Here is a 25,028-nt window from a genome sequence, read left to right as displayed (position 1 = left end):
GCCGGGTTAACCAGCGTTTACACCCTCTTTATCGGGTGTTCAAACACCCGATAAAGCCACCAGAAAGAGGATGGAAAAGTGAGTGGGAAGCCAAACAAGAAACAGCAGGAGCAAGCCGGTCAGGCAGCTCCAGCAGAAGTTAAAGCGCCTGAAGCGCCGGTTATTACTCCGACTGTTGCAGGACACTATCAGGCCGTTACCCAGCCCGGTGCGCCATCGCAACCGGATACGCCAGCACCTGAGCTGACCGGCGAAGGTATCCCCGGAACCGCAACAGGTGACGCCAGCGGTACTCAACTCGACGCTGAGCAGCTCAATCAGGCACAGACGTTGACCACTGAGACGTTGGCAACGCCCGGCGATGCTAATCCGGCAGGCGTTGAGGTGTTGCTGGTAAAAGCCGCGTCAGGTAACGGCTTCTGGCGTGCCGGGCGGTTCTGGCCTAATGAAGGTGTCCATGCTTTCGTCAGTGATGATCCGGACGTCGATAATGCTGCCAGCCTGGCGGAAGACGGCGCAGCTCCGTTCATTAGCGTTGCGACTGCCGAACGGCTGAAAGCAGAGCCAAACCTCCATGTCACCGTCGTCGAAACGGTCAGCACCGATGACAAGGGGGAATGATGAGATACGCCACCCGTGAAGACCTGCTGACGGCTGACGGCTCTTTTGTCTGGAACGTCGCCATGAACCCGGAGACGGAGCAGCTTGACGAAGCCGCCATCAGCCAGGCGCTGGACGACACCGACGAGGAGATCAACTCCTGGTTGTCACGTCGCTTCAAGTTACCGCTGGAAACAACGGTGCCGCGTCTGCTGCAACGGGTGGCGGTGTCCATCGCCTTTTACTGGTTGGCCGACCGTGACAATCAGGTCACCGAGCTGGTGCAAAAGCGCTACGACGATGCGATCAAGACGCTGAAGGATATCGCCAACGGCCAGCGCGACCTGGGCCTGCCGACGACTGAGCAACCCACGGAAGGCACCGGCGGCAAGGTCATCATGGTCGGCGAGAACACACGTCTGTTCACCCGCAATAGCCTGAAAGGCGTGCTCTGATGGGCATTCAGGTTGAAGTCCTGGGCACGGCGAAGCTTGCCGATATCAAGCGTGCCATGGAAAAACTGGCGGACAGTGGCTTGCGTGCTGAACTGCTCGACAGCATTGGCGCGGTGGTGGAATCACAAACCCGCCGCCGCATCACCGATGAAAAACAATCTCCCGCCGGTCAGGCCTGGGAGAAATGGTCGAGCAGCTACGCCAAAACCCGCCAAGGCAATCAGAGCCTGTTGCAAGGTAATGGCGATCTCCTCGACAGCGTCACTTTCATCACCGAGCGTAACCAGGTGCGCGTCGGTACACCGCTGGCTTACGGTGGCGTGCATCAGGACGGTTTCAGCGGCAGCGTCTCTATCAATGCTCACCAGCGGTTAATCAAGCAGGCGTTTGGCCGGGCGCTCAGACACCCGGTGTGGCAGTCAGTGAAAGCGCACACGCGAATGATGGCTATCCCGCAACGTGAATGGCTGGGTCTGTCGGCCCAGAACAGTGACGAGCTGATGCATGTCATTGGCGATTTCTGGAAGGAGGTATTGCCATGAGTATTGAGCGCCCGAGTCTGGTGACCCTCGGCAGCACCGTGAGTGCAGCCGAGCGGATTGTGGCCTGGCTGCAACCCGTGCTTGAAGGTGAGCAGCCCGACCAGGTACGCAAGGTTGAGCGCCATATCGGTCAGTTCAACACCCCCGAAGAAGTGAAGCGCCACCTGTCTGACCGCAACGGCACCATCCGTGTGGCGGCGATCCGGGTGCGCGATATCCGACATGAGGCCGGTGGCACGGTAGGTCTAGTGACTTGGGTGGCTTACGTGATGGCCACCGACTTCTGGGGCTATGGTCGTGATCTACGTGCCGAAGTGATGACCGGTAAGGTGTGCCGCCGCCTGGCCGACCCTGCTGCGGCCAAGGGAATGGGTGCAGAGCGCAAGGCGCTCGATATTTCCGCCGACAACATTTACAGCGGCAGCCTGGACAGTCTGGGCGTGACCATGTGGGCGGTGATGTGGCAGCAAGAATTTAAGCTCGACCAAGAAACGGACATCAGCACATTGCCTGATTTCCTGAGACTGGGGATGACCGCCACACCACAAGGCGGCGTCCCTGTCATTGAAGCCGTTATCCCCGTGAGAGAACTGGATGATGAAGACCAAGAACCTTAAGCCCAACGCCGACGTACTCGTGCGCAAGCCGGACGGCTCCCATTTGGCCAAGGAGGGGGAAAGCCTGACGCTGACCGCCTACTGGCTGCGACGTATTGCCGAAGGCGATGTTGCCGTGAGCGACATTCCATCGCCAAAAGCCGAGGTGGCTCCTGTCGAGTCGTCCGTATCAAAAAACACCAAGACGGAGAAGTAAACCATGACCGTAGGCTCGATCCCCAATGATGTTCGGGTGCCACTGGTATATATCGAGGTAGACAACTCGATGGCGCTCGACAGCGCGCCGGCACAGCAACATAAAATCCTGGTCATTGGCCAGCAGTTGGCCAGCGGCAGCGCGACACCGCTGACACAGCACCGTATTACCAGTGACAACAGCGCCGATAGCCTGTATGGACGTGGCTCCATGCTGGCGGAGATGCTCAAGACCTTGCGTAAAGGCAACAGTTACACCGAAACCTGGTCGATGGGGATCGGCGATCTGACATCCGGGGCGGCGGCTAATAGCGAACTGGTCGTCACCGGAACAGCCACTGCGGCCGGTACGCTGGCGTTGCTGGTGTGCGGTATTTCGGTGCCGGTGGGGGTGAAAGCTACAGATACCGCCGCCAAGGTAGCGTCGGCAATTGTGGCCGCCATCAACGGCGTGAACACGTTGCCGGTCACCGCAGCAGCGAAAGCAGATGCCAGCGGCACCGTCGAGCTGACCGCAAAATGGAAAGGCCAAACCACCAACGATATGGATGTTCGCGTCAACTACTATACAGGCGAACAAACACCGGCCGGGTTGGACGTGACCACGACCGCTTTCACCGGCGGTACCGGCACCCCGGATATGTCGGCAATCATTGCCGCCCTGGGCGATGAGTGGTTCAACCATATTGTGTGCCCATTCAACGATGTGGCCAGTATGAATACCTTGCGTGACGAACTGCTTGACCGTTGGGGGCCGATGCGCATGGTCGAAGCCATTGCCTATACCGCCGTGCGCGGTACCCACGCGCAGACCGGCACGTGGGGGAATGACCGCAATGATTTCCTGATCACAGCACTCGGCACCAACCTGGCTCCGCAACCGGCTTACCAGTGGGCCGCAGCCTATGCAGGCCGTGCAGCGTATTACCTGGCGATTGATCCGGCACGGCCCCTCCAGACGTTGGCCTTACCGGGCATCCTACCCCCTGCCAAAGAAGTGCGCTGGGATATGGTCGAACGCAATCTGCATCTGTTCGACGGTGTGGCAACACACTTTGTTGACGCGGGCGGCAACGTCTGCATCGAGCGGGAGATCACCACCTACCGTGTGAACCGTTTCGGGGATGCGGATACCTCGTATCTGGATATCACCTCCCCGGCGACACTGGGCCATATTCGTTACGTTATCAAGAACCGCTTCACCACCCGTTACCCTCGCCACAAGCTGGCTGACGATGATGTGCTGGGTACGCTGGAGCCGGGACAGCCGGTCATGACACCGAAACTGTGTACCCAGGAGCTGTTGGATATCTTCATTACCGAGCTGGAGCCTGCCGGGCTGGTGGAAGACTTTGACGACTATAAGTCCACGTTGTCCGTCACCCGTGACACCAGTGACCGCAACCGGCTGAACTTCATCATTCACCCGAACATCATCAACCAGCTCCGCGTTCTCGCGGGCCTGATCCAGTTCAAGCTCTAAGGGGGCACTATGATTTTAGGCATGGCGGCGATCCGCATTAACGGTCGCGAGATTAAAACGGCGGGTAAATCCACGTTGAACCCGGGCGGTTATGCCCGCACGCTTCACAGCGGCGGCGGCAAGCACTGGGGGTATTCCCGCAAGCTGGCTGGGCCATCCATTCAGATGAGCATTGCCGCAGCGGAGGACGTTGACGTTATTGAAATCAGCCAGTGGGAGAACGTTACCGTGATGTTCGAGGGTGATAACGGGCTGAGCTACATGATGACCGGCGCGGCAACGGATAATCCGGCAACCCTCAGCGAAGACTCGGGTGAAATTGATGTCACCTTTATCGGCACCAAACTGGTGAGGGTGTAACGCATGGCCAAGATGACAGTGACATTGACGCACGGCCTGGTCACCGGTAAAGGCTCGCCGGATGAGGCGACCCACAGGGAAGTGGAGCTGCGCGAGCTGAATACCCAGGATGTGGTGGAATCCCAGTTAGCTTCTGAGCGGGTAGTTTTGGCCGATAACGGTAAGGCCGTAGCCTATTGCTCTGAGGTCATGATGGGGCTGGAGATGCTGCGCCGCCAAATCGCCTCCATCGGTAGCATCCCCGGCCCATTAAGTCTGAAGCAGATTTACCAGCTTCATCCTGAAGATCTGAAGCTGCTGACCAAACGTGCGGATGATATCGACAGTCTGCTGACGGAGGTTAGTCAGAGGGGGCGAACTGATGCCGCTGGCGACGGCGCTCAGTAATCTACTCGTCAACCTTTCCGCGCGGTTTAGCGTGTCCTACCTGGAACAGTTGCCCTTACGGCAACTGTTCCGCATCACAGCACAATTGAGGAAGCAGCATGGGAAAGCGCCTTGATACCGAAATCATCATCAACCTAGCAGGTAACCTGACGGCCAAGGCCCGCCAGTACGGTGCCAACATGTCAGAGTTCGCCCAGCGGAATCAACGCGCCATGTCTGTCGTCAAAGCCACGAGCGAGGCTGCTGGTCGTGGGCTTGATCGGTTGGGAAACCGCTATACGGCGGCTGTTGCTGGTTTTGCCGGTGGTGCCATGTTGAACAAATATAGCGAAACAGATCGTCGCCTAACGCGAATGGGGATTACAGCAGGCAAAACCCGTAAGGATATCGCTGGTGTTTTCGATGGCATACAGGACGTATCAATTAAGTTCAGGGTCGACACCAGGGAAATTATGGGGGCGTATGAAGAAATTAACGGACGAACTGGTGACCTGGATTTTGCACTTCAGAACAAAGATAACATTGGCGCTGCCGTTGCGGGTTCCGGAGGTTCGGGAGAGAGCATTGGTGGTCTTATCTCTGAGTTTAAAAAACTCCTGATAACTGAGCGTGATGGTGTAAAAATCGCTCTGGACGGCATGAATAAGCTGGGTAAAGAAGGCGCTTTTGAGCTGAAAGATGCAGCAGAGAAATTACCAGCCTCAATCTCACTATATGCAGCCGCAGGTGCTAAAGGCCCAAAGGCCGCAATGGATGTTATGGCTGTTGCTGAAGCAGCCCAAGATGTCACTGCAAACAAAGATGTGGCCAAAACAACCGTAGAAAATTTCATTCGTAAACTGCAAGAGCCCAAAGTAGTCAGCACGTTGAAACGTAACGGTGTAAATGTTTTCGATAATGAGGGGGCGATTAGGCCATTGCCTTTGTTGCTTAAGGAAATTGCAGAACGATCATCCAGAGGTGGGGTTAAGAAACAACGGGGTAGGCTAATGGAGGCTGGCTTCGATCAGTACGGCATGGACTTGATTGCCGGGGTCACCAGCGAGGCCGGAGCAGCTAAGCTAAAAACATACATGGGGGTTGTTGCTGATGGTACAAGTCTGATTGACGATGCTAAATACGCAGCCCAAGATTTTACCTCCGCCTTGCAAAGCCTTAACACTCAATGGGAAAAGTTCTCCAATTCACAACTGGCTAAGCCAGTGCAAGAGCTGGCTGACGCACTTAACTCCGTTGACCAGGATACCGTCCAAAACTGGCTGGAGATTGGCAAAAACGTGGCCATCGCTACAGGTGGCCTGCTGGTGGCCCGCAAGGCATTCCAGATTGGCAAAGGTACCTATGACTTTTTGCGCCCTGGTAAGAAAGGTGTTCCCAAGGACGTTACGGATGTTTTCGGCTCAGGCGTGATGCCGGTCTACGTGGTCAATATGGGTGCAGGTGGCATGGGTGGCGCTGCTGCCGGTAAGGCGAAAGGGAAAGGTGTGCCGTTAGGTCTTGGTGGTGCCGCAGCAGCAGAAACAGCTTTAGGTTCGGTGGGATATTGGGGATTGGCGCGAGCTGCCGGTACAGGTGCAGCGATGGTTTACTTGCAGAACGAAGCCACACAGTGGGCAGCCAAAACCCTCTACGATTCCAGCGGTGTCGGTGAATGGGCTAAGGGTTCATCGTTTCGCAACTGGGTCGATACATCAGTGGACAAGTCGCAGTTGCCGGAACAAACCCCCATCGGGGGCGTGTTGCAGGAAATAAAGGACTGGATGGCTTCTGCCCCAACCTATCAAGACCCGTCCCCTTGGGCGTCACTCCAGCCGCAAAATCAAATGGGCAGTTACCCGATGATACCTCCCCAGCTCCAGGGCAAGATTGAGGTATCCGTTAAGGATGACCGGGTGCAGGTGACCAGCGTCAAAATCAATACGCCGGGCGTGACGATGAGCGCACAAACCGGCATCAGTAATGTGGAGCAGGACTAATGGCCACAATCAAGTGGGAAGATCTGCGTGATGCCTCTTTCCGGGGCGTACCCTTTTATTTCGTCGATGTAGAAGGCACTGGCGGCCGTCGCGCGATCCCCCATGCCTACCCCAAAAAAGAGGTGGGTTGGACGGAAGACCACGGGGCCGTTCTGACCCAGCAACAAATTAACGGCATCCTGCTGGGGAACGATTACCAGGCCCAGTTCAATCGTCTGCTGGCGGCACTGAACACCCCAGGGCCAGGTGAGCTGGTGCACCCCTGGTTTGGTGTGCAGCAGGTTCAGGCGGGGAAAGTCACCCACAAGCTCAGCACCGAAGAAGGCGGCATTGCCTATGTCTCCTTCGAAGTATTCGAGGCGGGTGAGCAGCTTTTCCCAACCCAGCAGGAAGACACGACAGCCACCACGCTCAGCGCAGCGGATAGTGTCAAAGCGGCGCTGGCCAACGGCGACTACTTTGCCGCGCTGGACGGCGTCGGCAGCATGGTGGACACCTTGCTGGATGACCTGCAAGGCTTTGCCACCAACTTGCCGACCCTGCCCGATGAGTTGAATGAGTGGATGGACAGGCTCAACCGCTTCAAAGACCTGGCGGGCATCATTGTAGCCACGCCGGGTGAGTTGATTCGGGATATGACCAACCTTATCAGTGAGATGAAAGACCTGGTGACGGAGGCCCCCTGGGCGCTGCAAGTCTATGACCAGCTACGCGCCAAATGGGACGGTGATCGGGCGGCGCAGTCCGCAACAAAATCCCTGGCGGACAATGTGGCGGTGAATGCCACCACCGGATTCGCCAGTAGCGTCACGCCCACGGCTTTGGTCGATATTACCGACGAGATGAACACCAACATCGAAGACTTCAGACTGGTGGTGGTGACATCGGCCCTGGTGGCCAAGGCAGAAACAGTGGCCACAGCGACATTCCAGACCAGCCAGGAAGCCCAGAGCACCGGCGACGAGCTGGCCGAACGCCTTGGCGAACAGTCCATTGATGCGGTGGAGTCCGGCCAGCGCGAGCTGTGGCGTTCGCTGCGCGCATTACGCTTTGCTGTGGTTAATGACGTGCGCATTCGTAGCGTCCAATTGCCGGAGCTACGCCGGGTATCGACCCGACAAACCACGCCAGTGATGTTACTGGCCTGGCACGAGACCGGCGATGCCGAACAGCGCGATGTACTGGTGACCCGTAACCGGCTGCGATATCCGTCGTTTATCCTTCCCTCCCAGGTGATTGAGGTGATCGGCGATGAGTGAAGAGTTAACCCTGAATGTTGACGGCAAAATCTGGGGCGGCTGGACAGATATGACCATTAACCGTTCCCTGGAAAGCGTCGCCGGTGAGTTTGATCTCACTATCACCGCCCGCTGGTCTGCTGCTGCGCCACGCGCTATCAAGCCCGGTATGCCCTGCGTGGTCAACATCGGCAGTGACCGTGTGCTGACCGGATACATTGATGATTTTATTCCCAGCTATGACGCGGAGAACGTGGCAATGCGTGTATTGGGTCGCGACAAGACCGGCGACCTGGTCGACAGCTCCGTGGTGGATAAATCCGGCCAGTGGCGCGGCCAAAAGTTGGAGTCCCTCGCCGTGAGCCTCTGCAAGCCCTACGGTATCGAAGTCATCAACGAGACCGACACCGGCGACGCCTTCAGCGGTATCACGCTGGAGCAAGGCGAAACCGTGTTCGAGTTACTGGACAGGCTGGCCAAACAGCGCGGTGTGCTGATGACCTCGGATGCCTGGGGACGGCTGGTTATCACCCGTGCATCCACTCGGCGTGCAGGAGTGGCATTGGTGCTGGGCGAAAACATCCTGGCGGCGCGTGGCCGTTTCAGTTGGCAGGGGCGAGCCAGCCAATACATCGTCAAAGGCTCCGTCGCTGCCGGTGGTAGCACCTGGGATGATCAACCGGCGAAAGTGGTGGGGGGTCGTCAGGTCATCGTCACTGACAGTGAAATCACCCGTTACCGGCCAAAAATTCTGGTCAATGAGGACAACCTCACGGTTGGCGGTGCCAGCGCGCGTGGCGAATGGTACAAGGCCCGGATGCAAGGAGAAGCCAACACCAGCGAAATCACCGTGGCAGGTTGGCGCGAGAACGGCGAGACCGGCCCCTTGTGGCAACTCAACCGTCTGGTCGTTGTGAAGGATGCTATCCAGCAACTGGATGTGACCTGGCTGATTAAAACCGTGTCATTCATGGAGGGTGACTCCGGCCGCGTCACCGTACTGTCGTTGGTCCCGCCGGAGTCCATGGATATTCCGGCAGAAAAAGCCAAGGGCAAGAAAGGCAAGAAAAAGGCAACCGTGGGGGCAACATGGGACTGAAAGATGGCAATGTGGCGCGCTCCATCGGAGCGATCGGTCGCCGCTTGCGTTTGATGGTAGACCGCGCCGTGGTGCGCATCGTCACCGACAGTTTGGGGCGGCAGAACCTCCAGGTACAAAGCCTGGCGGATGAGACTAATGACGACGTGGAGCGCTTCCAGAACTACGGCATGTCATCGGTGCCACCGGTCGGCGCTGAGGCCATTGTTGTCGCCGTCGGCGGTCGCCGTTCCGGCCTGGTTGCCATCGCCGTCGAGGACAAGAAATCACGCCCTAAGGGGCTAGACCCCGGCGACGTTTGCGCGTATCACAGTGAGGGCCACACCATTACCCTCAAGAAGGATGGCGTCATAGAAATAAGAGGGAAAGCGGTTAATCTGGTTGCTGAAGAATCCTGTGACATTGTGAGTAAACTCATTAATTTCACCGGACCCGCCAACTTCAGTGAAGATATTCAGGTTCAGGGAAAAAGTTTCCTTGAACACATTCACAAGGATGGCGACGGTGCTGATACAACGAAACCGTTATGACCATCAAAGTAAATTGGCACCTCCCCGCCGGTGGCGATATTGAAATAGAACACAGTGGCCTTTCGCTTGACGAGGGCCTTGTTTCTTTAGTGCTGATTTGCCTGTTCACCGATGCCCGCGCTGAAACCAGCGACATCCTGCCCGATGGCACTGACGACCGGCGCGGTTGGCCCGGTGATTCATTCAGTGATTTCCCCTGGGGTTCAAAGCTCTGGTTAATTGACCGCGAAAAGCTGACCGAAGAAATTCGCCTGCGAGCGGAAAATTACGCCTCATTATCATTGCAGCCATTATTACGCTACGGCTATGCCCGCAGTGCGCAGGTTGTTGCCACCATTCCGCGTATGAATTGGTTGGCCTTAAGTATTGTGCTCACCCGTCCCGATAAAACCGCGCTCACCGTAGAAATAAAAAAACGCTGGGAGGCAATGGGAAATGCCATTTAATGTACCGACCACGCGTGAAATTATTCGTACCGGCCTCCAGGACTTGGAGGTTGAATTAAATCAACAGGTGCCTATCGTCGGTGTCGAGCGCGCGTTAAATATCGCCTTTAGCGGCGCGCTGCGCGATGTTTACGATTATCAGTCGTGGATAGTGAATCAAATTATCCCGTCCGATAAATCTGACGATGAGACCATTATCGATACCGCTCGCAATGAGGGCGTGATCCGTAAAGCTGCGCAGTATGCCGCTGGCCCGGCAGTATTCACCGGCAATAGCCCATTGCCGCTGGACACCGAAATGCAGACGCAAGACGGTGTCCGTTATCACGTCATTGCGACCGAATCACCTGTTGCCGGAAAGGTGCGGGTGACCATCCAGGCAGATGATGTAGGCACGAGCGGCAATCTCAAAAGCGGCGACGTGGTCACGCTGATTTCTCCTGTTCCTGGCATCAACAGTGACGGTGTGGTTGCTGACGAGGGCGTGTCCGGCGGTGCCGATGTCGAGACCATCAACGAATTACTGGTGCGCCTGCTGTATCGCAAGCGCAATCCCCCTGTCGGGGGTGCATTGCATGATTTTGTCATCTGGGCCACCGAGACGGCGGGTGTAAGCCGCGCCTGGGCGTTCGATAGCTGGCATGGCATCGGTACCGTTGGCCTCGCATGGGTGTATGACCAGCGAGACGACATTACCCCAACGGAGACAGACCGGGCTGTGATGCAAGCCTATCTGTTTCGCCATCAAGACCCTGCAACCGGCACGTATGTCGGCAAACCCGGCGGCGTCGAAGTGTGGCCCATTCCACTCACGATCAAGCCGTTAGATATGACAGTCCGTGTTGTTCCCGACACGGCGGCGACACGTCGTGCGGTGATGGCCAGCCTCGAAGCGTTATTCCGCTCGCAATCGCCGGGTGAAACGATGCTGTTGTCGTCAATTCGCACGGCCATTGGCTCAGCAACCGGCGTGTCAGACTATGAGCTGGATCTCACGACCAGCCAACCCAGCGAGAACTACGAGCTGATCACCCTGGGGATTGTTAAATGGCGCATAGTCTAGACGAATGGCACGACGTGCTGCAGCAGCTGATGCCGCGCGGCAAAGCCTGGCCCCGTGACCAGACAGCCGCGTTAACCTCCCTTCTAAGAGGGTTCAGTGGGCGTTTAAACGCAGTGGAAAACCACGCCGATCTGCTGGTTAAAGAGATGCGCCCGGAGACCACGGAACTGTTACTGGAAGAGTGGGAAGACTATCTGGGATTGCCGGACTGTAACGCTATGCCTGATGGGTTTGAGCGGCGCCGCGATGCCGTGGTGGAGAAATATCACCGCAGAGGCGGGTTAGCCCCCTGGCAAATCGAGCAGGCAGTTAAAGATGCGCTGGGCTTCACTATCGAGGTGACCGAGATATTACCGCACCATGTCATGCGCAATATCATGTATCCGATTTATTCCCATAAATACCGTTTCATTATGCAAGTGACTGTCACTGATATGCCGATGATCCGGTTTAAAAGTGTCAGCAATGTCTTGACGCCATTAATCAGTTACCAGGCACAAATCCTGGAATGCTTTCTGCGTCGTTACCGCCTGGCCGGTCACGATTATGATTTTTTATACGAGGTGTAATTATGTATCACCTGGATAATGCCTCCAGTGTTCCCGATATGCCGCCGGTTAAATCGGTGCTCTTTGCTAACCAGCGATTTTTTACCGAAGGCGGTGACGGCGTCGCACCAAGTTATCCTGGTGCTGATTGGTTCAATATTATCCAGATGGAAATGCTGAACGTATTGGCATTGGCTAATATCACCCCGGATAAATCACAATTCGACCAATTCGCCAGAGCAATTCGTGCTTTCTCGTCGGACTATATGTTGCCACCCGGTATTCCATTGCCATGGCCCGGTTATACGGCACCCACTGGCTTTGCCTTGATGTTGGGGCAAGGCTTTAGCATGGTGGCGTACCCGCGCCTGGCACAAGCCTATCCGACAGGTATTATCCCAGACATGCGTGGTCAAACAATCAAGTTCCTGCCAGCCTCTGGTCGAGCCTTGTTGAGCTATGAGGCTGACGGCGTGATTTCTCATGGGCATAGCATCACTATCAACAGTACCGACCTTGGAACCAAACTGACCAGCGATGATAACGAACACTTCCATCAGGGGGGGATGTCTGGCCCCGGTGCTGCCTGGGACCCCGATTTCATTATCGGCTCCGACAATGATTCACACCGCACACGCAACAATACCAGCACAGCCCCAGCGCACCACCACACTGTCTACATCGGTGCACATGCACACACCGCGTCTATCGCCATGACAGGGAGTGGCGAAAATACCGTTAAAAATATCGCCTTTAACGCCATCGTGAGGTTAGCGTAATGTCTTTTATTTATTCACCATCGCCGCAGGCTCTGTGGCTTTATCAATATGATGCCGATGGCACGTATATTGGTTCTGTATTCATGACCATACCGGCCAATATGGGCTTGCCTGCCAATACTACGCACATTCCCTGTGAATGCAATTTAGGGGAAACCGGCATATTCAATGACGGAGCCTGGCGTTATGTTAAGGATATACGCGGTACGCAATACTGGAACGCACGCGGCCAGGGATTTGTTATTTCCAGCCTACAGGAATCGCTACCTGATTGGGCTGTCAACATTGCGCCGCCTGTAGCTGATGCAGGTTGCGTTTTATTGTTCACTGATGGCCAGTGGTGGCAGATTGAAGACAGAACCGGCCAGGCGTTCTATGAGGGTAACGGCAATAAACACATCGTGCCGGATGCGTACTACATCTTGCCGGAAGGCTGCACTTTTATTGCGCCTCCAGAGGCCAAACCAACGTTCGTCACTCAGTGGAACGGCACCGAATGGATTTACGTGAAAGACCTGCGCGGCCAGCTTGCCTATAACACCGAAACCAAAGACCCGCTCTCCATCACCGAGGTTGGTCCAGTGCCTGACGGTTACACGCTGCTGCCCCCTGGCCGTTTCGAACAATGGGAGGGTCAGCACTGGGTGAAGGATGAGTTTGCCGAACGTGTATTCTACGCCGACCAAGCAGAACGTAAGAAAACTACGTTATTAGCTGAGGCGACAGAACAAATTGCTGTGCTGACCTACGCCATCAGTAAAGGCACCGCCACCGATAGCGAAATAGGTAAACTGGCACTGTGGGAAGAATACCGCCTGGCTGTCAACCGTGTAGATACCACAGCCACGGTAATCACCTGGCCAGAGAAACCGTAAGGGGGCGTTATGTTTCATTTAGACAATACCAGCGGTGTTCCTGAAATGCCGGAAGTGAAAGATCCGCAGAGCAATACGACACGCTGGTTTGGGGAAAGCGTGCAACAAGGCGGTATAAGCTGGCCTGGCGCTGACTGGTTTAACATTGTACAAGCTGAATTGATAAATACAGTAAAAAAAGCAGGTATTGATTTAAATAAACGCGATTTATTCCAGCTCAGTGAAGCCATAAAGGAATTAGGGGTTGAAAAACTCTCTGACCCCTACGGGGGAGAGCGTGTAACCAGTGTTGTTCATTACTATGAAAACTCATCAGAGATAAAGTCGCGATCAATACCGAATTCCGTACAATTCGTCTATACCAGAAAACACTCAAATTCATCTCTTGTTTTAAATGAAAGCCAATTAAAAAGAGATGAATATGAAGATAACGTACTGCTATCAGGGACAGATTGGGTAGCTAACGGTGCAATTCGAGGTAAGGCATTGATTTATGATGTGAATGGCCGTGCATTCCAATTGATGCCAATCAATGGAAGTGTTTCCATTGAGTCTCTTGGCGGTGGTTTTGGCAACGATGATGCGCACCTGATGGAAATTGCGCAAACCGTTTCAACAAAGCCAGTGCCGTTGGTTGAGAATAAAATATATAACTTCTCCCGCTCAATAAACCACAGCTTAGGCAAGGGATGGGTTGGTAAAAACACAACATTTAAGTGTGTTTCCGATGTCCGATGTCCTTTCATTTCCTCAATCAAAACAGCCCAGGGGGACTCGAACGACACGGCCAATGGAACCTCTGGAGTATCAAATTTGATTATAAAAAACATCATAATTGATACCAATTATACGGATACGACGGGAGCGTCAGGCTTTTTATTTGCAGAGAACACGCTTGATAACTGGACTGACTGTAAGTTTATTAATGTGACGTTCAAAAATGCCAAATTCAAAAATTTAGCCATCCAAAATGACTGTAAGAGATTGATTTTTGAAGGATGTAAGTTTCATCATTCTGGCCAGGACGGCGCAATCATCAGGAAGACATGTGAACAAATTACGTTCACCAATTGCGAGATAGTTGACTCCGCCATGATCGCATCGCTGGGTGGTGGTGACGGCATTGTTGTGAAGGGGAAATTTGTACTCATCGACGGCTGCTATTTTAAAAATATTGGGAATGGGTTGAAAGGCGCTGGAATTGCAAACAACGCTGAAGATGTAGATTCGGTTTTTCAAGCAAGCTATAACACCTATGTGAATAATGTTTTTGTTGGGTGTTACGGTGGCATTGGGATTGGTACTGTCAATGCTGATTTCATCGCGGCAGGACTCTTAATTGAAGGGATAACTTTAGATAACAATATCTTTATTAATACGATAGTTAACGCAGTGGGCATTCGTTATGTCCGTGATGTAAACCACGGCTCTTGCAAAGTTATAGGGCAAGGCAGGTCTGGCACATTTGCTATTGAGTTGGTCAATGTCATCAATGTAAATGGCCGCTTTGATGTGAGAACGACACAAGGTGGCGCGTTAACCGTTAACAATTGTACCGGGAGAGTTGAAATTACTGGGTACGATGTGAGCAGAGCGTTTGAAGTGAACTCTGTCGTTGTCAACGCATGCGATGGCTTGATCTTGAATGCTAATATCAAGAAATCAGGAAGAAATGGCATCGCCATCAACTCATTTTACAATGGGAACCTCATCATTCAACTAAGCGATATTTTATTAGCGGGAGGGGTACTCACCGATGTAAAACGGACACAAATTGATTATGCAGTAAATTACTGTGGTCGTAACGGCATAACGATGCAACAGATCACTGACTGCAACACCAATTTGAAAGTTTATGACGCCGGTTATTCACAAGATGCAACGTATTCATCCCTGAGATACGTTAGTGGAAATCGCAATAGGTTCAATATCATATCTGATTCTGGCCAACCCAATCGACCTTCGTATGATTTGACCGTAGAGTCGGGCGCTATGGGTTCTGCCATGTATCACATCTCTTCCGCGGGAGTCTTGGGGCAAGTAAACAAAACGCCAGGGTCTACGGCCAAGATTGTTGATGAGTTAGCTCAGTGAGGTCATATGCCACGATTTGAAGTAGGTGAACGAGTTTCGCAGTCCGGTAGTTTTTCTGGGCTACCGGCGACGGGGGTGGTATCTGTTGTGCTCGGGGGAGATTCAGCGGATGAGGATGAAGTTTACTATGAGGTCGTTTTTGACAACTTTTCATCCTATTACCCGTTTATTTTTTCCGCCTCAGAGCTTTTCGGCATTGAGGTCAATAGTTGATGACTGAGACATTATAAGGGACGAAACCACGTAAATTGACCTGATGCCAGGGGCTGCACGCATGTGGCCCTTGGCGTCATTTGGTATCAAAAGTCTTTGTTTCCTGCATTGTTGCACGTATCAAATGTTTTTCAAAATGGTGTCAAATGATTTCGCGCGCAATATGCTGGTGTGCGAGAACCGCCCGGAGGCGCTGGATAACTTTGCCACCGAGCTGAAACCGGGCGTGACGTTGCTGCGTCAGTTTCCGGCCAAATTCATTGAGGAAGGGGGTTGCCACGCCAATACCGCCGTCGTGGCGCTGACCCACGATCCGCGCATGGACGACCTGACGCTGATGGAAGCGATCCACACCCCGGCGTTTTACATCGGCGCCATGGGCTCGCTCAGAAACAGCGCGCGGCGGCGCCAGCGTTTGCAGCAGATTGCCGAATTCACCCCGCAGGAGCTGGAACGCATCCATGCGCCGATCGGCCTGCCGCTTGGCAGCAAAACCCCGGCGGAGATCGCCCTGGCGGTGATGGCGGCGATCGTGCAGCAAAAAAACCGGCTGCCGGCCGCCGACGGGCTCAATGCAGCGGCACCACCGGCACCAGATGCTGCAACTCCAGATGCAGCTCCTCTTTCCCGCTCAGCGAATAGCTGAACACCGTAATGTCCGGCCCGTCACCGCGGGCCAGCCCCATTTCGGGCAGCACCTGCGTGTAGATTTGAATGATGTGGTCATTGAGCGCCACCGGCTTGCCGGAATAGCGAAAACGGCAAAACTCGCCGTGGATCTCCGGCAGCGGCTCCAGCACCACGCCTTCGCGCAGCGGGTATTCCGTCGTCACGCCCAGGGTATAATCGACCCTGACCCGCTCGCCGTCCGGCACCAGTTGGGTAAACGAATAGGTTTGCATCGGGCGCTCGCCCAATAAGGTATAGAACTGCGCCCGCAGCGCGCTGCGCTGCGGCAGGTGCGACTTGTCCAGCTTCTCGATATCCAGGTGATAAGCGTACTGCTTGCCGTGAAAGGCGTATTGCCCGCTGGCGATGCTGACGCGTTCGACCTGAATATCGCCCGGCTGGCTGGCCGCCAGCGAACGCACCAGATTACTGAAGTCCTGCTTGCGGGCATGGCGATAGACGCTGGGCGATTCGGCGAAGTGTTTCTTGAAACAGCGCGAGAACGTCTGCTGGTTATCGAATTGGTATTCGACCGAGATATCGAGGATGCTCTTCTGCGTGAAACGCAAGGCGAAGGCGGCGAGATAGAGGCGGCGAGCGCGGATATACGAAGCTAACGATAATCCGGTCTGCTTCTTGAACATGCGCTGCAGATACCATTTCGTATAGCCTGACTTGGCGGAAACGATATCCAACGACAGCGGATTGGTCAGATTATCCTCAATCCAGACCAGCAATTCCTTGATATGACTTTCCTGCGTACTCATGTGCTTGCCGAGCCTTCTGTTGCCGATATTCCATTAGTCGAATTTTAGTGCTGTCCGCGTAGGGTATACAGGTTAAAACTCGCCGTCCAGCAGGCTACAGGACTTTACACAATCCCCTTCACCGCCCGCAGGCGGCGAAGGGGGCCGCGCTTATTTCAGGCAGCTGGAGCACTGACCGGCCTGGATCTTCTGGAAGAAGTCATTGCCTTTGTCATCCACCAAGATAAACGCCGGGAAATCTTCCACCTCGATTTTCCAGATCGCTTCCATGCCCAGCTCAGGGTACTCCACGCACTCCAGGCTCTTGATGCTCTGCTGCGCCAGCACCGCCGCCGGGCCGCCGATGCTGCCGAGATAGAAACCGCCGTGCTTGTGGCAGGCATCCGTTACCTGCTGGCTGCGGTTGCCTTTCGCCAGCATGATCATGCTGCCGCCGTGGGATTGCAGCAGATCGACGTAGGAGTCCATACGCCCGGCGGTGGTTGGCCCCAACGAACCGGACGCGTAGCCCTCCGGCGTTTTGGCCGGGCCGGCGTAGTAGATCGGGTGATCCTTGACGTACTGCGGCAGGCCTTCACCGCGATCCAGGCGCTCTTTCAGCTTGGCGTGCGCGATATCGCGGCCGACGATGATGGTGCCGCTCAGCGACAGGCGGGTGGAAACCGGGTACTGCGACAGCTGTTTGAGGATCTCGGCCATCGGACGGTTGAGATCGACCTTGATCGCCTCGCCCTCCCCGGCCTGGCGCAGCTCCTGAGGAATGAATTTCCCCGGATTGTGCTCCAGTTTTTCCAGCCAGATGCCGTCGCGGTTGATCTTGCCTTTGATGTTGCGATCCGCGGAGCAGGAGACGCCCATGCCGACCGGGCACGACGCGCCGTGGCGCGGCAGGCGCACCACGCGGATATCGTGCGCGAAGTATTTGCCGCCGAACTGCGCGCCCAGACCCAGGTTCTGCGCTTCTTGCAGCAATTCCGCTTCAAGTTCCAGATCGCGGAACGCCTGGCCATGCTCGTTGCCTTCGGTCGGCAGACCATCGTAATACTTGGTCGAAGCCAGCTTGACGGTTTTCAGCGTCGCTTCCGCCGAGGTGCCGCCGATGACGAACGCCACGTGGTACGGCGGGCAAGCCGCGGTGCCCAGCGTGCGCATCTTGTCGACCAGGTAATTTTTCAGTTTGCCCGGCGACAGCAGCGCCTTGGTTTCCTGATACAGATAGGTTTTGTTGGCGGAACCGCCTCCCTTGGCGATGCACAGGAACTTATACTCTTCGCCGTCCACGCTGTAGAGATCGATCTGCGCCGGCAGGTTGCTGCCGGTGTTGACCTCTTTGTACATATCCAGCGCGGCGTTCTGCGAATAGCGCAAATTCTCTTGGATGTAGGTGTTGTACACCCCGCGCGACAGCGCGGCTTCATCGCCGCCGCCGGTCCAGACGCGCTGGCCCTTTTTGCCGACGATGATCGCCGTGCCGGTGTCCTGGCAGGTCGGTAAAATACCCTTGGCGGCGATTTCTGAGTTACGCAGAAATTGCAGCGCAACATACTTGTCGTTTTCGCTGGCGTCCGGATCTTTGAGGATATCGGCCACCTGCTGCTGGTGCGCCGGGCGCAGCATGAACGAGGCGTCGTGGAACGCATGCTGGGCAAGCAGGGTTAACGCTTCAGGGGCAACTTTCAGAATTTCCTGGCCTTCAAATTCGCTCACGGAAACGTGGTCGCGGCTCAGCAGGTAGTATTCGGTATCGTCTTTCTTCAGCGGGAACGGATCTTGATAGTGGAACGGTTTATTCGACATTGATCTCTCACTTGCAACATCAGCTGCGTTAAATTCACACTTGCGGCGCACGGCTCGGCGCCTTGTCAAAAAACTGCCTCCACCTTACGTATTTTTAATCAGTCAGTTATTGCGCCAAATCGCAAAATAACCGCTCTTTGCGTAAGGGATTACCACAGGCGGCGTTTCAACCTTGCTCGGTGAGAACTGCGGGTACAGGCTCATCATGCACGCTTTATTATCCCGCAGTTAACACATTGATTACAATCCATCGGCGGCGATCGTCTTATCAATGTGGCGAAAAAGCGCCGGATGCGATTTACGCGGGGCGTATTGTCAGCCGCCGCGCCATTGCTTAAGCTAGGCCGCAATGAACAAACCGAGAATCCCCATCGCGCTGCAACAAGCGGTAATGCGCTGCCTGCGAGAAAAGCTGCAGTTGGCCCGCCGGCATTTTGCCGTCGAGTTCCCCGAACCCAGTATCGTCTATCAGCAACGCGGCACCAGCGCGGGCACCGCCTGGCTGCAAAGCTGGGAAATCCGCCTGAATCCGGTGCTGCTGCTGGAAAACCAACAGCCGTTTATCGATGAAGTGGTGCCGCACGAGTTGGCGCACCTGCTGGTGTTTCGCCAATTCGGCCGGGTGGCGCCGCACGGCCGCGAATGGCGCTGGATGATGGAAAGCGTGCTGCTGACCCCCGCCAGCCGCACCCACCGCTTCGAAACCGCCTCGGTGCAAAGCAAAACCTTCCCCTATCGCTGCGGCTGCGGGCAGCACCAGCTCACCATCCGCCGCCATAATCGCGTGCTGCGCGGCGAAAGCGAATACCGCTGCCGCCGGTGCGGCGAAAAACTGAAATTTCTCGCTAGCGAGAACCTTTAGTTAAACGATTTATACGTTAAAACAAGCAAATATCGCCATTTGCCACTGCCGGCAAGTTCCGTTACCCTGCCTGCTTTTCCAATTTTGAGCTGTTTTGGAATATGCTTCGCAGAATTTTGTTTATCGCGGTTTTCGCCGCAGGCGCCGTACAGGCGCACGGCATCAATAATTTTTCTCAGGCCAAGGCGGCGTCGGCCAAGATTAACCAGGATGCGCCGGGCAGCTTTTACTGCGGCTGCCGCATCGACTGGCAAGGCAAGAAGGGCATCCCGGATCTCGCCGGCTGCGGCTATCAGGTGCGTAAAAACGCCCAGCGCGCGCAGCGTATCGAGTGGGAACACGTGGTGCCGGCCTGGCAGTTCGGCCACCAGCTGCAGTGCTGGCAGGACGGCGGGCGCAAAAACTGCAACAAGGACGCCACCTATCGCCAGATAGAAACCGATCTGCACAACCTGCAGCCGGCGATCGGCGAAGTGAACGGCGACCGCAATAACTTCATGTACAGCCAATGGAACGGCGGCGCCGGCCAGTACGGGCAATGCCCGATGAAGGTGGACTTCAAGAATAAACAGGCGGAGCCGCCCGCCCGCGCCCGCGGCGCCATCGCCCGCACCTACTTCTACATGCGCGATCGCTACCAGCTGCGGCTGTCACGCCAGCAAACCCAGCTGTTCGAGGTGTGGAACCGGCAATATCCGGTGAGCCAATGGGAATGTCAGCGTGAAGCACGTATCGCCAAGGTGCAGGGCAACCACAACCCCTATATTCAACAGGCTTGTCAGCAGCGGAAAAGCTAACCTACTATAGCCTTTATCTTTCATGGCGCCGCCAACCCACGGCGCCGTTTCGTCAGGATCAGACTACCCATGCGCATACCCCGCATTTACCATCCGCAGCCGTTGACCGATCGGGCGGAGATCGCCCTCAGCGAGGACGCCGCCAACCACGTCGGCCGCGTGCTGCGCATGAGCGCCGGCCAGGCGCTGCAGCTGTTCGACGGCAGCAACCAGGTGTTCGACGCCGAGATAGTTCGGGTGGACAAAAAGAGCGTGCTGGTGCGCCTCAGCGACGGCCGCGTGGACGACATCGAATCGCCGCTCAACCTGCATCTGGGCCAGGTGATCTCGCGCGGCGAGAAGATGGAGTTCACCATCCAGAAATCCATCGAGCTGGGCGTCAACGTCATTACCCCACTGTTTTCCGAGCGCTGCGGCGTCAAACTGGACGGCGAGCGTCTGGCGAAGAAAATCCAGCAATGGCAAAAGATCGCCATCGCCGCCTGCGAACAGTGCGGCCGCAACCGCATTCCCGAAATCCGCGAGGCGATGTCGCTGGAAGCCTGGTGCGCCGAACAAGACGGCAGCCTGAAGCTCAACCTGCATCCGCGCGCCAGCCACAGCATCAACACCCTGCCACAGCCGGTAGACCGCGTCCGCCTGCTGATCGGCCCGGAAGGCGGTTTGTCCGCCGACGAAATCGCCATGACCACCGGCCACGGATTTACTGATATTCTGTTGGGGCCACGCGTTCTGCGTACCGAAACCACAGCGCTCACCGCCATTACCGCTCTGCAGGTCCGCTTCGGCGACCTGGGTTAAAGGAGAAAAGATGATTAAGCTCGGCATCGTGATGGATCCTATCGATTCCATCAACATCAAGAAAGACACCAGCTTCGCCATGCTGCTCGAAGCGCAGCGCCGCGGTTACGAATTGCACTACATGGAGATGAACGATCTCTATCTGCACGCCGGTGACGGGCGCGCCCGCACTCGCCTGCTGAGCGTGAAGGAAGACAAGGAGAACTGGTTCAGCTTCGGCAGCGAGCAGGATCTGGCGCTGCACGATCTGGACGTGATCCTGATGCGCAAGGATCCGCCGTTCGATACCGAATACATCTACGCGACCTACATTCTGGAGCGCGCCGAGGTCAAAGGCACGCTGGTGGTCAACAAGCCGCAGAGCCTGCGCGACTGCAACGAGAAGCTGTTCACCGCCTGGTTCCCTGAGCTGACGCCGGACACGCTGGTCAGCCGCAGCGCCGCGCACATCCGCAAATTCCACCAGCAGCACGGCGACATCATCCTGAAGCCGCTGGACGGCATGGGCGGCGCGTCTATCTTCCGCGTGAAGCAGGACGATCCCAACCTGTCGGTGATCATCGAAACCCTGACCGAACACGGCAGCCGTTTCTGCATGGCGCAGAACTTCCTGCCGGCGATCAAGGACGGCGACAAACGCATCCTGGTCGTCGACGGCGAGCCGGTGCCTTACTGCCTGGCGCGCATTCCGGCGCAGGGCGAGACCCGCGGCAACCTGGCGGCCGGCGGCCGCGGCGAAGCGCGCCCGCTGAGCGAGAGCGACTGGAAAATCGCCCGCACCGTCGCCCCGACGCTGAAAGAGAAAGGGCTGATCTTCGTCGGCCTGGACGTGATCGGCGATCGCCTGACCGAGATCAACGTGACCAGCCCAACCTGCGCACGCGAAATTGAGGCGGCATTCCCGATCTCGATTACCGGCATGCTGATGGACGCGATTGAAAAGCGCCTGGCGGCGAAGTAATGCGCATGCGGGCGGCCTGCCGCCCGCTATCCAGCATCGCGCCCGCCAAAGCCGCCTTTTCGCGGCTTGAAAGGCGGCGGGTATAGCCGCATACTGGCGGCTGTTTATTTTCTCACCCATTGATTACCTTATACTAACGCCATGAATTTACAGCACCATTTTCTGATCGCCATGCCCACCCTGCAGGATCCTCGCTTCAAGCGCTCGGTGATTTACGTCTGCGAGCACAACGAAGAAGGCGCCATGGGTTTGGTGATCAATAAACCGGTGGAGCAGTTCACGGTAGCCACGGTATTGAGCAAGCTGAAGATCATGCCGCCTGCGCGCGATCCGGCCATCAGCCTGGACAAGCCGGTGTTCGCCGGCGGCCCGCTGGCGGACGATCGCGGATTTATCCTGCATACGCCGCGCCACGGCTTCGGTGCCAGCATTCAAATTTCCCCCAACACCATGATCACCACCTCGAAAGACGTGCTGGAAACGCTCGGCACCCCGGAACAACCGGACGACGTGCTGGTGGCGCTGGGTTATGCAGGTTGGGAAAAGGGCCAGCTGGAGCAGGAGGTGTTGGAGAACGCCTGGCTGACCATCGAGGCCAACACCGACATTCTGTTCCGCACGCCGATCGCCAGCCGTTGGCGCGAGGCGGGGAACCTTCTGGGTATCGACATTCGCAGCATCGCCAACCACGCAGGACACGCCTGATGAGCAACCGCACCATTATCGCCTTCGACTTCGGCACCAAAAGCATCGGCGCGGCCGTCGGCCAGGAGTTGACCGGCAGCGCCCGCGCCCTGCCGGCCTTCAAAGCGCAGGACGGCTCGCCGGACTGGCTGAAAATCGAAAAGCTGCTGAAGGAGTGGCAGCCGGATCTGGTGGTGGTCGGCCTGCCGCTGAACATGGACGGCACCGAACAACCCGTGACCGCCCTGGCGCGCAAGTTCGCCAACCGCCTGCACGGCCGCTTCGGCATCCAAATCGATCTGCATGACGAGCGCCTGAGCACCGTGGAAGCGCGCGCCAACCTGTTCGATCGCGGCGGCTTCCGCGCGCTCGACAAAGGCAGCGTGGATTCCGCCTCTGCGGTGGTGATCCTCGAAAGCTGGTTCGAACGGCAGCTGGGTTAACCCTCCGTTCCCTCCCCCGCACTCTCCCCCAACACGCCGGCGTCGATCCGCTGCTGCAAACCTTGCTCAAAGGTTTGCATGCCGGACTGCGCGCCGGTTTGCAACACGCTCGCCAACTGGTGGTTTTTCCCTTCGCGGATCAGGTTGCTGACCGCCGCCGTCGCCGTCAGCACCTCAAAGATCGCCACTCGCCCACCGCCGGGCCGCCGCATCAGCTTTTGTGCGATCACCGCCTGCAGGCTGCCGGCCAGCTGGGCACGCACATAGGGTTTCTCTTCCGCCGGAAACACGTCCACCAGCCGTTCCACCGCCTGCGGCGCGCTGCGGGTGTGCAACGTCGCCAGCACCAGATGGCCGGTCTCCGCCGCGGTGAGCGCCAGCCGGATGGTGGCGATATCGCGCAGCTCACCCAGCAGGATCACATCCGGATCTTCGCGCAGCGCGGCGCGCAACGCCGCATCGAAGCTGTGGCTGTCGCGGCCGATCTCCCGCTGCTGGATCAGCGAACGCCGGCTGCGGTGCAGGAATTCGATCGGATCCTCCAGCGTCAAAATGTGCCGCTGCTGGTGCCGGTTGATCTCGTCGATCATCGCCGCCAGCGTGGTGGACTTGCCGCTGCCGGTGGCGCCAGTGACCAGGAGAAGCCCGTCGTCGCGCCGCAGCAGCGCCGGGACGATGGCCGGCGCCGCCAGCTCGGCAAGCGAAGGCGCCTGCCCGGCGATGCGCCGCAATGCGAGAGACATCCCCGCGCTTTGCTGAAAAACGTTGGCCCGCAGCCGTTCCCCGCCCGGCCGGTGCAGCGCCAGATCGACCTGCCCCAGCCGCCGCAGGCTCTCGCGCTGCTGCGCATTCAGCAATCCGTCGCAGAGGGCCTGCACGCCTTGCGCCGTCAGCGTTGGCGCCGCCGCCAGCGGCTGCAGTTCACCGTCGATGCGCAACATCGGCGGATGACCGGCACAAAGGTGCAGATCGGAAGCATTATGCTTTACACTAAGGGCCACGAATTCATCGATATCCATATCACTCTCCCGGGTCAATAATGAGCACTATCCAACAGAACCTGCAGGATGTCAGAAACCGCATCGCGGCCGCCGCGCAAAACTGCGCGCGGGCGCCAGAAGAAGTAGCCCTGCTTGCAGTCAGCAAAACCAAACCTGTGGCGGCGATCGCAGAAGCCATCGCCGCCGGCCAACGCGCCTTCGGCGAGAACTACGTGCAGGAAGGGGTAGACAAGATCCGGCATTTCGCCGAGTCGCCGCAGGGCGGCGAGTTGGTGTGGCACTTTATCGGCCCGCTGCAATCCAATAAGAGTCGGCTGGTGGCGGAACACTTCGCCTGGTGCCACACCGTAGATCGGCTGCGCATCGCCCAGCGCCTGAGCGATCAGCGCCCGGCCGACCTGCCGCCGCTCAACGTGCTGATTCAAATCAACATCAGCGACGAGCAGAGCAAATCCGGCATCGCGTTAAGCGAACTGCCAGCGCTGGCCGAAGCGATCGCTGCGCTGCCGAACCTGACACTGCGCGGCCTGATGGCCATCCCGGCACCGGAAGCGGATTATCAGCGGCAGTTGGCGGTATTCGGCCGGATGAACGACGCCTTTCTCGCCCTGCGTCAGCGTTATCCGCAGGCCGATACGCTGTCGATGGGCATGACGGACGATATGGCGGCAGCGATTGCCGCAGGCAGCACCCTGGTGCGCATCGGCACCGCAATTTTTGGCGCCCGCGACTACTCGCAGGCCTGA

The 25,028-nt window shown here is 56.8% G+C and carries 28 protein-coding genes and 1 pseudogene; 26 read left to right on the top strand and 3 right to left on the bottom strand.

Annotated features, from left to right (window positions below; translation table 11 throughout):
• Window positions 1–78: 78 nt before the first annotated feature.
• The 19 genes and pseudogenes from REA38_RS15185 to REA38_RS15095 form a co-directional block, all read left to right on the top strand.
• Window positions 79–621: a hypothetical protein gene (locus REA38_RS15185; protein WP_308886159.1), complete on the top strand. Its 543-nt coding sequence runs from the start codon at window positions 79–81 to the stop codon at window positions 619–621.
• Complete coding sequence (locus tag REA38_RS15180; protein ID WP_226911568.1) at window positions 621–1,055, top strand: gp436 family protein; 435 nt, start codon at window positions 621–623, stop codon at window positions 1,053–1,055. Before REA38_RS15185 ends, REA38_RS15180 begins: the two co-directional genes overlap by 1 nt.
• Window positions 1,055–1,597, top strand: a complete 543-nt coding sequence (locus tag REA38_RS15175) for a phage virion morphogenesis protein (protein ID WP_308886158.1) — start codon at window positions 1,055–1,057, stop codon at window positions 1,595–1,597. The genes REA38_RS15180 and REA38_RS15175 overlap by 1 nt, the downstream gene beginning before the upstream one ends.
• Window positions 1,594–2,214 carry a hypothetical protein gene (locus REA38_RS15170; protein WP_308886157.1) on the top strand — a complete coding sequence of 207 codons (621 nt, stop codon included), beginning with the start codon at window positions 1,594–1,596 and terminating at the stop codon, window positions 2,212–2,214. Before REA38_RS15175 ends, REA38_RS15170 begins: the two co-directional genes overlap by 4 nt.
• Complete coding sequence (locus REA38_RS15165) at window positions 2,192–2,410, top strand: DUF2635 domain-containing protein (protein ID WP_308886156.1); 219 nt, start codon at window positions 2,192–2,194, stop codon at window positions 2,408–2,410. Before REA38_RS15170 ends, REA38_RS15165 begins: the two co-directional genes overlap by 23 nt.
• Window positions 2,411–2,413: 3 nt before the next feature.
• Window positions 2,414–3,892 carry a phage tail sheath subtilisin-like domain-containing protein gene (locus REA38_RS15160; protein ID WP_308886154.1) on the top strand — a complete coding sequence of 493 codons (1,479 nt, stop codon included), beginning with the start codon at window positions 2,414–2,416 and terminating at the stop codon, window positions 3,890–3,892.
• Window positions 3,893–3,901: 9 nt separating this feature from the next.
• Window positions 3,902–4,252: a phage tail tube protein gene (locus REA38_RS15155; protein WP_308886153.1), complete on the top strand. Its 351-nt coding sequence runs from the start codon at window positions 3,902–3,904 to the stop codon at window positions 4,250–4,252.
• A 3-nt stretch (window positions 4,253–4,255) separates the two neighbouring features.
• Window positions 4,256–4,639: a phage tail assembly protein gene (locus tag REA38_RS15150; protein ID WP_308886151.1), complete on the top strand. Its 384-nt coding sequence runs from the start codon at window positions 4,256–4,258 to the stop codon at window positions 4,637–4,639.
• A 98-nt stretch (window positions 4,640–4,737) separates the two neighbouring features.
• Window positions 4,738–6,615 carry a phage tail tape measure protein gene (locus REA38_RS15145; protein ID WP_308886150.1) on the top strand — a complete coding sequence of 626 codons (1,878 nt, stop codon included), beginning with the start codon at window positions 4,738–4,740 and terminating at the stop codon, window positions 6,613–6,615.
• Window positions 6,615–7,874, top strand: coding sequence for a DNA circularization N-terminal domain-containing protein (locus REA38_RS15140; RefSeq protein ID WP_308886149.1), 1,260 nt, complete (start codon window positions 6,615–6,617; stop codon window positions 7,872–7,874). The genes REA38_RS15145 and REA38_RS15140 overlap by 1 nt, the downstream gene beginning before the upstream one ends.
• Complete coding sequence (locus REA38_RS15135; protein WP_308886148.1) at window positions 7,867–8,952, top strand: phage baseplate assembly protein; 1,086 nt, start codon at window positions 7,867–7,869, stop codon at window positions 8,950–8,952. Before REA38_RS15140 ends, REA38_RS15135 begins: the two co-directional genes overlap by 8 nt.
• On the top strand, window positions 8,943–9,482 hold the full coding sequence (locus tag REA38_RS15130; RefSeq protein ID WP_308886147.1) for a phage baseplate assembly protein V: 540 nt from the start codon (window positions 8,943–8,945) through the stop codon (window positions 9,480–9,482). The genes REA38_RS15135 and REA38_RS15130 overlap by 10 nt, the downstream gene beginning before the upstream one ends.
• Window positions 9,479–9,928, top strand: coding sequence for a phage GP46 family protein (locus REA38_RS15125; RefSeq protein WP_308886146.1), 450 nt, complete (start codon window positions 9,479–9,481; stop codon window positions 9,926–9,928). The genes REA38_RS15130 and REA38_RS15125 overlap by 4 nt, the downstream gene beginning before the upstream one ends.
• On the top strand, window positions 9,918–10,991 hold the full coding sequence (locus REA38_RS15120) for a baseplate J/gp47 family protein (RefSeq protein ID WP_308886145.1): 1,074 nt from the start codon (window positions 9,918–9,920) through the stop codon (window positions 10,989–10,991). Before REA38_RS15125 ends, REA38_RS15120 begins: the two co-directional genes overlap by 11 nt.
• The gene (locus REA38_RS15115; RefSeq protein WP_193147625.1) at window positions 10,976–11,560 is read left to right on the top strand and encodes a YmfQ family protein; all 585 of its coding nucleotides are present in this window, start codon (window positions 10,976–10,978) and stop codon (window positions 11,558–11,560) included. The genes REA38_RS15120 and REA38_RS15115 overlap by 16 nt, the downstream gene beginning before the upstream one ends.
• A 2-nt stretch (window positions 11,561–11,562) precedes the next feature.
• Window positions 11,563–12,318, top strand: coding sequence for a phage tail protein (locus REA38_RS15110; RefSeq protein WP_308886144.1), 756 nt, complete (start codon window positions 11,563–11,565; stop codon window positions 12,316–12,318).
• Window positions 12,318–13,193, top strand: coding sequence for a tail fiber assembly protein (locus REA38_RS15105; protein WP_308886143.1), 876 nt, complete (start codon window positions 12,318–12,320; stop codon window positions 13,191–13,193). The genes REA38_RS15110 and REA38_RS15105 overlap by 1 nt, the downstream gene beginning before the upstream one ends.
• Window positions 13,194–13,202: 9 nt before the next feature.
• Window positions 13,203–15,287: a hypothetical protein gene (locus tag REA38_RS15100; protein ID WP_308886142.1), complete on the top strand. Its 2,085-nt coding sequence runs from the start codon at window positions 13,203–13,205 to the stop codon at window positions 15,285–15,287.
• A 376-nt stretch (window positions 15,288–15,663) separates the two neighbouring features.
• Window positions 15,664–16,146: pseudogene (locus tag REA38_RS15095) on the top strand (XdhC family protein); the annotation flags it as partial.
• On the opposite strand, the gene REA38_RS15090 reads toward REA38_RS15095, so the two are convergent.
• Both REA38_RS15090 and fumA read right to left on the bottom strand, forming a co-directional pair.
• Window positions 16,070–16,936 (bottom strand): helix-turn-helix domain-containing protein, encoded by an 867-nt coding sequence (locus REA38_RS15090; protein ID WP_039567215.1) that lies wholly within the window; start codon window positions 16,934–16,936, stop codon window positions 16,070–16,072. The pseudogene REA38_RS15095 and the gene REA38_RS15090 sit on opposite strands and share 77 nt — an antisense overlap.
• Before the next feature lie 150 nt (window positions 16,937–17,086).
• On the bottom strand, window positions 17,087–18,733 hold the full coding sequence (gene fumA / locus REA38_RS15085; protein ID WP_033649593.1) for a class I fumarate hydratase FumA: 1,647 nt from the start codon (window positions 18,731–18,733) through the stop codon (window positions 17,087–17,089).
• A gap of 349 nt (window positions 18,734–19,082) precedes the next feature.
• Here fumA and REA38_RS15080 point away from each other — a divergent pair, with 349 nt between their 5' ends.
• From REA38_RS15080 to ruvX, 6 genes are all read left to right on the top strand, one after another.
• On the top strand, window positions 19,083–19,595 hold the full coding sequence (locus tag REA38_RS15080) for a SprT family zinc-dependent metalloprotease (protein ID WP_016930082.1): 513 nt from the start codon (window positions 19,083–19,085) through the stop codon (window positions 19,593–19,595).
• Between the two features lie 101 nt (window positions 19,596–19,696).
• On the top strand, window positions 19,697–20,392 hold the full coding sequence (gene endA / locus REA38_RS15075) for a deoxyribonuclease I (RefSeq protein ID WP_041036666.1): 696 nt from the start codon (window positions 19,697–19,699) through the stop codon (window positions 20,390–20,392).
• Between the two features lie 69 nt (window positions 20,393–20,461).
• Window positions 20,462–21,193 carry a 16S rRNA (uracil(1498)-N(3))-methyltransferase gene (rsmE, locus tag REA38_RS15070; RefSeq protein WP_033649590.1) on the top strand — a complete coding sequence of 244 codons (732 nt, stop codon included), beginning with the start codon at window positions 20,462–20,464 and terminating at the stop codon, window positions 21,191–21,193.
• Window positions 21,194–21,203: 10 nt separating this feature from the next.
• The gene (gene gshB / locus REA38_RS15065) at window positions 21,204–22,154 is read left to right on the top strand and encodes a glutathione synthase (protein WP_033635939.1); all 951 of its coding nucleotides are present in this window, start codon (window positions 21,204–21,206) and stop codon (window positions 22,152–22,154) included.
• Between the two features lie 141 nt (window positions 22,155–22,295).
• Complete coding sequence (locus tag REA38_RS15060; RefSeq protein WP_033635940.1) at window positions 22,296–22,859, top strand: YqgE/AlgH family protein; 564 nt, start codon at window positions 22,296–22,298, stop codon at window positions 22,857–22,859.
• Window positions 22,859–23,281: a Holliday junction resolvase RuvX gene (ruvX, locus tag REA38_RS15055; protein WP_308886141.1), complete on the top strand. Its 423-nt coding sequence runs from the start codon at window positions 22,859–22,861 to the stop codon at window positions 23,279–23,281. The genes REA38_RS15060 and ruvX overlap by 1 nt, the downstream gene beginning before the upstream one ends.
• Here the strand turns inward: ruvX and REA38_RS15050 are convergent.
• Window positions 23,278–24,300 carry a type IV pilus twitching motility protein PilT gene (locus REA38_RS15050; protein WP_308886140.1) on the bottom strand — a complete coding sequence of 341 codons (1,023 nt, stop codon included), beginning with the start codon at window positions 24,298–24,300 and terminating at the stop codon, window positions 23,278–23,280. The genes ruvX and REA38_RS15050 overlap by 4 nt on opposite strands.
• 20 nt (window positions 24,301–24,320) lie before the next feature.
• On the opposite strand from REA38_RS15050, the gene REA38_RS15045 reads away from it, so the two are divergent.
• A complete protein-coding gene (locus tag REA38_RS15045; RefSeq protein WP_308886139.1) occupies window positions 24,321–25,028 on the top strand; it encodes a YggS family pyridoxal phosphate-dependent enzyme in 708 nt (235 codons plus the stop codon).

The organism is Serratia sp. MF1(2023), from assembly GCF_030954545.1.
GTDB lineage: Bacteria > Pseudomonadota > Gammaproteobacteria > Enterobacterales > Enterobacteriaceae > Serratia > Serratia sarumanii.
The sequence above is the reverse complement of the archived record's forward strand: the minus strand, read 5'-3'. Positions and strand labels throughout refer to the sequence as shown.